An 8,993-nucleotide genomic window follows, 5' to 3' on the forward strand; every position below is an offset into this window, starting at 1 on the left:
GCCTATAAGGTTTTATTTTAATTACTTAAGTGCAAATTTTAAATCATTAATTAGATCATTACTATCTTCAACGCCAACAGATAATCTTATCAAATTATCTGTTATACCAATTGCTTGTCTGTGCTCTGGTGACACTGCAGCATGGGTCATGGATGCGGGGTGTTCAACCAGATTTTCTACACCACCCAGGCTTACCGCGAGAGCAAAAAGGTCAACTCGCTCAAGGAAGCGTCTGCTTTCTTCTAATCCACCTTTGAGGGTGAACGTGACAATACCGCCGCCTGATTTCATTTGCTGCTTACACAGTTCATGTTGTGGGTGGCTCGGCAGTCCGGGGTACCAGACCCTTTCAACTTGATCTTGGTTTTCCAGAAACTGTGCGATTTTCAGCGCATTATGACAATGACGTTCCATACGTAATGCAAGTGTTTTCAGGCCTCTCAGCGCAAGGAAAGAATCAAAAGGTCCCTGAATTGCCCCCAATGCATTTTGTAAATATTTGATTTTATCACATAGTTCAGGGTTTTCACCGACAACCAAGACACCCCCAATCATATCAGAGTGGCCATTTAGATATTTAGTTGCCGAATGCATAACCATATCAATCCCCAATTCTAGCGGGCGCTGAACCCACGGAGAACAAAAGGTATTATCACAGACCGTTATTATGCCGTGTTGTTTGGCAATAGAAGCTATAGCCTGTAGATCGACAAGCTGAAGAAGAGGGTTGGTTGGTGTCTCTATCCAGATCATTTTTGTTTCTGGTTTCAGAGCATCTTTCAGGGCATCAATTGATGTTAAATCAACAAAATCGATATCTAAACCTGCCGAACGAGGACGTACATCACGAAATAAACGATGTGTTCCTCCATAAAGATCGTGCATAGCAATAACATGGGAACCACAATCCAACAAATCTAATGCGGTACTAATTGCGGCAAGACCCGATGCAAAAGCTAACCCTAGCTCACCGCTCTCTAGATCAGCTATACAACGCTCATAAGCTTGGCGGGTCGGATTTTCTGTACGGCTATACATATAGCCTTTATTCACACCCAATCCGTCCTGTACATAAGTAGAGGTCGCATAAATTGGTTGCATGATAGCCCCTGTACTTGGGTCTGGACTTTGTCCCGCGTGAATTGTGCGGGTTGCAAAAGAAAGCCTGTTTGTTTTATGGGAGCTATCAGTCATTAAACTACTTTAAGTTAAGGTGATTTTAGGTCATGAATTATTTGAAACACTGCCTTTTTCGGATTGTTTTGGCAAGCGGCAAGCGTTTTTTCCAGAATAAACTCAATGCCCTTTTCGTTTATGACTTGTTTCTTTAGGGTTCCAGAAAAATAGCCATCTAACCAAAAGGCAAAAGACATCAGTTCGTCAGTATTATCAAATGCAGAGCATGTAATATTTTTAAAATAAACCTCTTCTGCTACAAGTGGCGAGGTAAAAGTAAATAGTGATGTAATGAACGAGAAAACGATAAGAACTTTATTACGGGACTTCATTGTTGTTATCCTTTCAAAAAATGAAAAGATAGTGCCCGCAACCTGACGACACGCTGATTAAAAGGGGCAAAAGCCCCTTTTAGTGGAAAAACATCAAGGTAGAATTAATCCGTTGATCTAGAAGATAAAATTCGTGTTGAAATACCCATTTTTGATAAGCATTCTACAATTTCGTCAACATGCTCGCTATCCCGGGTCTCAATGATAAAATCTATTTCGACCATTTTCGCAGGCACATCATAAAAATGTCTTTGATGCATAACGTCGATAATATTGCCGCGGGCTTTCCCGATTTCACTCGATATTTTTGCTAACAAACCGGGTTGATCGACCATTTCGGTCCTAATGCGAACTAAGCGGCCGTCTCGCATCAGGCCGCGCATTAATAGGCCAGACAGCATTCGTGCATCGATATTACCGCCACAGATAACCGTCGCAATTTTTTTGCCTTTAAACTTTTCCGGATTGTTTAAAATAGCGGCAACACCTGTTGCTCCTGCACCTTCTGAAACAACCTTCTGTTCTTCGACAAGGGTCAGGATAGCTGTTTCAATTTGACTTTCATCAACAAGAAAAATTTCTTCTACCAGTTGGTCAATGATCTCGCGGGTAATAATACCGGGTTCTTTTACGGCGATACCATCCGCCATTGTTGAGCCACCAGAAGTCGCCGGCTGATGTTTTATAGCCTGTGACATAGAAGGAAAAAGGTTCGCTTCGACGCCATAGAGCTTGATATCTGGATTGATCGCATTTGCCGCCAGCGAAATACCAGACAAGATACCGCCGCCACCGATAGGAACGATAATTGCGTCCAGATCGGGTTGTTCTTCCAACATTTCCAAGCCAATTGTTCCTTGGCCAGCAATCACATGCTCATCATCATAGGGATGAACAAAAGTCAGGCCATCTTTTGCAACGATTTCATCAACAACCTTGCGAGAATCATCTAAAGTTTCACCTGACAGAATAACCTTGGCACCAAGAGCACGGGTTCGTTCAATCTTACTGAACGGGGCCGTTTCAGGCATAACAATTGTGGCCGGTATGCCCATACGATTAGCGTGCAGAGCAACGCCTTGTGCATGGTTACCCGCAGACATAGCTATTACACCTTTTTCTTTTTGCGCGTCTGTCAGGTTTTTAATGCGATAAAGAGCGCCACGGTCCTTAAATGATCCGCTAAATTGCTGGCTTTCCAATTTAAGGTAAAGCTCGCATCCAAGTATTTTAGAGAGCCGCTTAGCATGCACAAAGGGTGTTCTAACCACATCACCGCGTATTTCATCCGCCGCTTGTCGGATATCGTCTATTGTTACTGTCACCCTATCAATCCTAATTTTTTAGTTTAGTTCTTATTTATTATTCAGCATTAAACGCTGATTTTGACCACTTGTGTTTTTCCCATCCAGTTTCACATAATTTCCATCGCGCCAACGTAATAGGAAATTACCGTAAAACTTTGACAGTGGGTTCCCCGATTGTCCTGTTGCAATTAAGAACCTTGAATTATCAAGGTTATCCAGATCATAAACTGCCCGATAAGAGGGGCCGTGAACATTCGGAAAACGCCATAAATCACCACTTTTCATTGACGGGCTTGCACGATTAACCGTGTCATGCCCGCCCGGCGTGGCGATCTTTAGTTTTAATAGCTCACCTAAAATCGGAATTCTATCAAAAATTTGATGTTGAAAAGTTGTTGAATGTAACTCTCCCCAAGTATTGTCTTTTTCCAGTTGAGTATAATTAGAAGCAACTCTGCGCAGGCTTTCTGTCATCTGGGCGACACAGTTATCTTCATTGACGAGCTTTTCCCCATATACACACCAAGAATTAGGACTTTCAACTAACCGCCTTTGTAAGCGTAAAATATTTGGTGTTTGAAAAGAACTTGCATCTGTAGGAAGGTTTCCAAAAGCGGCCCGGTTTAACCAATATATCCAGTGATAAAAAATGGCTGGTTCAGTTGCATCTAGAGTTAACTGCCCATCCCAACGTGAAAGTTTTTGTTTTATGGCTTCACTTTTCAGATCAGCCGCAGGTGTATCGGATAAAATGTCTAATATTTCCAATGCGGCAATAGATCGCGTGTCCATTTGAATAGCCAAATTATCATCTACGGACAGTTTAGCTTTTTTATCAAGCAGTTGATGTATTCGCCTTGCGCGATAAGAATTGGGCCAATCTTTTGCAATCAAGTAAGGATAATCATTGCCGATAAGCTTATTGTTTGCAGTAACGAGCTTCTGATCGCGGGGGTTTAAGCTTTGTGGCAGATCCTTGAACGGAACGATCCCGATCCAATCATTTGTGCCCGTCCAACCAACAACAGGGTAGCGGCCATCACCTTGATGTCGAACCGGAACTCGCCCCGGTGCCATTAATTGAATGTTACCCTGACGATCTGCCATGACCAATGTTTGTTGAGGAGAATGAAAATTCTCTACGGCTTGTGCGAAGTCTTTGGCATCTGTTGCAAAGTTGATGTCATACAGAGCCTGAGCTGTCAGGTCGTCTTCGCGTAGTGCAGTCCAGGCAAGAGCTAAAAGATGTTCATCTGTTTTGTTGCCAGAGTTATTCAATATAGGGGAATTACTCAGTACAGGAGTAAGGATTGGTCCATGGCGTGATTTACGCACCGGAAATGCTTGAGAAGGTTGATCCTTAACTAATATTGTCTCGGTCGTTTCCTCAAAATCCCTATATCCCTCAGGTGTCAGATATTGGTTCGGATTATCCGGATTAACCTGTTCAATAAACAGATCCTGAGTATCACTGTGTGTCGTTGTAAAACCCCAGGCAATATGGCTGTTATGCCCAAGAACCAAAAAAGGAACACCCGGGGAACTTGCCCCGGCCCAGGTGTAATCTGGCGTTTCTATTCGAACCAGATACCAAGGACCCGGCGCATCCAAGGCAAGATGAGGATCGTTGGCCAGAATTGGTTTCCCCGTTGCAGTTTTATCGCCAGAAACGACCCATGCATTTGATGCATCTTTCGGTGCTAAGGTCCAGGGTAGGGGGTGCCCCCCAGCAAAGATTTCTTTTTGAGAAGCTTTAGACAGGTCCAACTGAGGGATAATCGTCGGATCATTATTATCTTGAGGCCAAAGGTCATCTATGTCTTCAGTCGGCAGATGCTGTAGAAGCCTTTGGCGCAAGAGTTCGCGGTTAAAATTATCAGAAAGCTGGAGCGCCATAAGCCGTCCCCATAACAAGGAATCTGTCGGCCTCCATTCTTCTGGTTGGTAGTTTAATAGATGGAATTCAGGTGAAAGCGTTGATGCATGATTACTGATGTATTCATTGACGCCAGCACTATAGGCTTCAAAAGCTTTTTGTACTTTGGGGGGTAGCATTTCATAGTTTGATTCAACAAGCTTTTGAAAACCCAAAGTACGCATAAACTTGTCGATATTCAGCGTTGCTTCACCAACGACTTCTGACAGTCTTCCCGAACCAGCTCTGCGCATGAAATCCATTTGCCAAAGCCGATCCTGTGCGTGGACAAAGCCAAGTGCCTTGTATGCATCGCTTGTGTTTTGAGCCTTGATGGTTACCAGCCCGTCCGTATCGCGAATAACCTCGACCTTCTTTTGTAAGCTCTCTATCTGGATACTACCTGTAAGCTGCGGGAGAGATCCGCGCATCCAAAAGAACATTCCTGTCATAAACAGAAAGAGACAGAGGAATATTCCAGCAAGGCTCAAAAAGAGAATTTTAAGTTTACGAGGCATCATTAATCCGTACGGCATACAAATAAAATCAGAGAGTAAAAATTAGAATGTCTAAGAAGGTGATTGAACCTTGTCACATGTTCCTTATTATGTCGCTTCTTATTTGATTTCTATTTCAAGACACGAACCAAATCAGATCAATGGGCCGATTGTAATAACGGACCTTGAAATTGTTCGTGATAAAGGGGAACAGGCATGGCCGGAAATTCATCCAAAATGGTCATCTTCGCAGCAATGGCCGGAAACGGCTTGATTGCAATAACAAAGGCAATTGCGGCTGCGTACACAGGCAGCTCTGCTATGTTCAGCGAAGCTATCCATTCAGCGGTAGATACTGGGAACCAAGGGTTGTTGCTTTACGGTTTGCATCGTGCAAAACGCTCTCCGGATCAAAGACACCCTTATGGGTATGGTCGTGAATTGTATTTCTGGGCCTTTGTCGTTGCCTTATTGGTTTTCGCTGTGGGGTCAGGTGTTTCCATATACGAAGGTATCCATAAAATTATGGATCCAGAGCCGATACAAAACCCTATGGTTAACTTTGTTGTGCTCGGCGCCGCGCTCGTTTTTGAAGGGGCTGCCTGGTATATTGCCTTCAAAGAATTTAAAAGGTCCGTAAAGGGAAGTAATTATTTTGCAGCTGTTGCAGCAAGTAAAGATCCGTCAATTTTTGCGGTCTTGTTAGAAGACTCTGCTGCTATGCTAGGGTTGATGGTCGCATTGATTGGACTTGGCCTAGGCTTGTGGTTGGATATTCCTGAACTCGATGGTGTTGCGTCTGTCATTATTGGTATTTTACTTGCTACCATCGCGTGGGTTTTGGCCTACGAGACAAAAGGACTTTTAATCGGTGAAGGGGCTGACCCGGAAATTGAAAGATCAATCCGTCGCATTATCGCCCATCATCCAGAAGTGCTTAGAACCAACGAAATCCTTTCACTACAAAATGGTCCCATGGATATTCTGGTTACTCTGTCGCTTGACTTTAAGGATGATATTTCATCGCAGGAAGTAGAAGCCGTTATTTCCAAAATGGAACGGCAAATCAGAACCACACATGCCGATGTCAGGAAGGTCTTCATCGAAGCACAGAGTTGGAGAGCGCACAATCGGGCTGCGAACAGCAACTAGCACAATAAAAAAGTTCCCGTTCCATGCTTTCATCGAGCTAACTTAAGGCAATCATAGTTTTGCTGCTATTAAGTTGTATTGCTCTAACAAGGGGCTTTAAAAGTTGGTCGAAAGCTTTTGTATTGGTCTTGAATATATCAGGATCATCATCAAGTGTGATTGAGCACATTCTGATCTTTAAGGGTATTAATGATGGCGAACGAAAATCTGGCAACTGTAAGTACTTTATCACAGCTATCCGGTGCATGGCGGGATATCGCCCAGACGGCCGCGCGCAGCGTTGGACTCTCTAGTTCTGATTCGTCCGTTAAGACAAAAAACATCAAAAAAATGATGGATGAATGCCTGAATGGTCCGGGTGGTGATGTTTCTGCCAGAATGCGGACAGCGGATCTTGGCAGAACCTATCTGGACCTTGATCTTGATGGAAAGCGTGTTTTTCTAAAAACGCTTGCAGAAGATTTTTGTGCCAATGATGATCTGATTAAATCAACCATCAATGAGTACCAAACAGCAAAAGACGAAGCCGAACGTATCATCGCCGCCTATCATCTAAGACAGGCTTCTGCCCCTGATAGATTAAAGCTATTGATGCAATTCAATGCCTTACCCAATGGCGTGAAGTTTCTGGTTGATATCCGGGATGATCTTTTAAAGATAAAAGGCAAAGACCCTTATCTCAACGCTTTGGATCGTGATCTACAACAACTTTTGAATTCTTGGTTCGATACAGGCTTTCTCGATCTGGTTGAAATGAACTGGCATACATCTGCCGCACTTTTAGAGAAACTGATCGCGTACGAAGCAGTACATGAAATAGATTCCTGGGAAGACCTTCGAAATCGTCTGGATTCAGACCGTCGTTGTTACGCGCTTTTCCATCCCCGTATGCCCGATGAACCCCTTGCTTTTGTCGAGGTTGCGTTGGTGAAGGGTTTGGCAAAAAATGTTCAAGCGCTATTAGACGTTGAAGCGCCACTTGGGAACCCACGAAATGCAGACACGGCTATTTTCTATTCCATAACCAATACGCAAACCGGATTACGCGGTATATCCTTTGGTGAACACCTGATCAAACAGGTTGTGCAACATCTGTCCCATGAAATGCCGTGGATAAAAACCTATGCGACCTTGTCGCCTGTTCCCGGTTTCAGGGCATGGCTTGCCGATCTGGATGCTAGTTTCTACGAAGACGCCGTCACAAGTGATGAAATGGAGCGTCTAAAGGCAAAGACAGGGGCGGATGTTGCCAAGACTGCTATTTTTCTCTGTTTTCAAGACCAAAACTGGTATGAGGATAAAGAACTCAGCGAGCTTTTACGCGGTCCGCTCAGCCGTTTGTGCGTCGCTTATTTCCATGAAAAAGATCATAAAGGCCGCGCATTGGATCCTGTGGCACGGTTCCATCTTAAAAACGGTGCACAGCTAAACCAGATCAACTGGTTGGGTGATACGTCTGAAAAAGGAATATCGCAAGCAAGCGGCATTATGGTCAACTACCGTTATGATCTGGCTGATATCGAGAAAAACCACGAAAGGTTTATGAACGACGGCTCTGTTGTTATGAGCTCACAGGTGCGGAGCTATCTAAAGCAGCTCGGTGGTGAGTTAGGTGCAGAAAGTACTTTTGCAAAGTTAAAACGTACAATTGCCGGATAAAGTACGAGATCCAAATTTAACAGAAGGTGAGGGACCGCTATTTAAAACGAGGCCCTTTAGAACCTAACGTCTTAATCGTAGCTCCTTATAACGTAGCTTTGATGGCGCGTTTTGCCCACGCCCTTAATCCGTCAATATCATCCAGAATGTCGGTAGGGACTTCGTAATATTTTTTGACCTGTACCCGACCGTTTTTTGTTAAATAGCTAAAAGGCTCTGATCCATAATTCAGGTATTCAGAAAGGCTGTCCGGGCAGACCCTGAAATACAGCCTGTTTTTCATGATCATACAGAACTGCTTGTTTTTGTATTTGATTGACTTGCCACCAAAGAACCGTCCTATTTTTAAGTCACCCAACGGTTCAAGTTGTTCCAGAATATACCGAGAGAAGTTATTCTTATGATCATCAGGCTTTTGCAGCATTAAGACGCTTTCCCAAAATCATATCCACTTCATCATTGATGATCTGCTCTATTTCTTTGCGCCGCAGTCCCGCCCGAACCAGAACGAGAATACCTTGGTAAAAAATGAGCAGGCGTGTGGCTGCTTGTTGAGGGGAAGGGTGCTTGGCTATTTGTCCTTTTTCGGCACAACGAATAATCTGTCTTTTGAACGCAGCTTCTAAAAGGGAAAATCCAGTATCTAGTTCTTGCGTTATATGTCTGCGTCTGTTGTTAAATTCGACTGCCGTGTTGGTTAATAAACATCCATTTTCCTGACCACCAAGCTCATTAAGTAACGAATGGAAAAGATCTTTCAAACCCGCAAGCGGATCATCTGCCTGATCCAAAAATCTGCTGATCCTATTTCGCACAACATTATTGTTGTAATAACCAATCGCGATATCAAAAAGAGATTCCTTGCCGCCAAAAGAATTATAAAGGCTTCCCGATGTTAAACCCGTAGCCTTTTCTAGGTCTTTAACCGTGGTTGCTTCATACCCTTTTTCACGAA

Annotated in this window: 8 protein-coding genes; 2 read left to right on the forward strand and 6 right to left on the reverse strand. The window is 43.7% G+C overall.

The window, feature by feature from the left end; genetic code table 11:
• Positions 1-21: 21 nt before the first annotated feature.
• The 4 genes from Q0241_RS10800 to Q0241_RS10815 form a co-directional block, all read right to left on the reverse strand.
• Complete coding sequence (locus Q0241_RS10800; protein WP_299377221.1) at positions 22-1,194, reverse strand: PLP-dependent aspartate aminotransferase family protein; 1,173 nt, start codon at positions 1,192-1,194, stop codon at positions 22-24.
• 14 nt (positions 1,195-1,208) lie between these two features.
• Positions 1,209-1,508 carry an HdeA/HdeB family chaperone gene (locus Q0241_RS10805; RefSeq protein WP_299377223.1) on the reverse strand — a complete coding sequence of 100 codons (300 nt, stop codon included), beginning with the start codon at positions 1,506-1,508 and terminating at the stop codon, positions 1,209-1,211.
• A 104-nt stretch (positions 1,509-1,612) separates the two neighbouring features.
• Complete coding sequence (locus Q0241_RS10810; RefSeq protein ID WP_299377225.1) at positions 1,613-2,833, reverse strand: threonine ammonia-lyase; 1,221 nt, start codon at positions 2,831-2,833, stop codon at positions 1,613-1,615.
• A gap of 30 nt (positions 2,834-2,863) precedes the next feature.
• Entirely contained in the window at positions 2,864-5,161 is a 2,298-nt protein-coding gene (locus Q0241_RS10815; RefSeq protein ID WP_299377227.1) for a penicillin acylase family protein, read from the reverse strand.
• 282 nt (positions 5,162-5,443) lie between these two features.
• On the opposite strand from Q0241_RS10815, the gene Q0241_RS10820 reads away from it, so the two are divergent.
• Together Q0241_RS10820 and Q0241_RS10825 are read left to right on the forward strand one after the other, a co-directional pair.
• On the forward strand, positions 5,444-6,379 hold the full coding sequence (locus Q0241_RS10820) for a cation diffusion facilitator family transporter (RefSeq protein ID WP_299377229.1): 936 nt from the start codon (positions 5,444-5,446) through the stop codon (positions 6,377-6,379).
• A gap of 192 nt (positions 6,380-6,571) precedes the next feature.
• On the forward strand, positions 6,572-8,038 hold the full coding sequence (locus Q0241_RS10825; protein WP_299377231.1) for a malonyl-CoA decarboxylase: 1,467 nt from the start codon (positions 6,572-6,574) through the stop codon (positions 8,036-8,038).
• Between the two features lie 85 nt (positions 8,039-8,123).
• Here Q0241_RS10825 and Q0241_RS10830 read toward each other — a convergent pair whose 3' ends face one another.
• Positions 8,124-8,462, reverse strand: a complete 339-nt coding sequence (locus tag Q0241_RS10830; protein WP_299377233.1) for a TfoX/Sxy family protein — start codon at positions 8,460-8,462, stop codon at positions 8,124-8,126.
• The coding region (locus Q0241_RS10835; protein WP_299377235.1) for a TetR/AcrR family transcriptional regulator at positions 8,446-8,993 on the reverse strand (548 nt) is incomplete at its 5' end. The genes Q0241_RS10835 and Q0241_RS10830, both read right to left, overlap by 17 nt.

This window comes from uncultured Kiloniella sp., assembly GCF_937128705.1.
Lineage (GTDB): Bacteria > Pseudomonadota > Alphaproteobacteria > Kiloniellales > Kiloniellaceae > Kiloniella.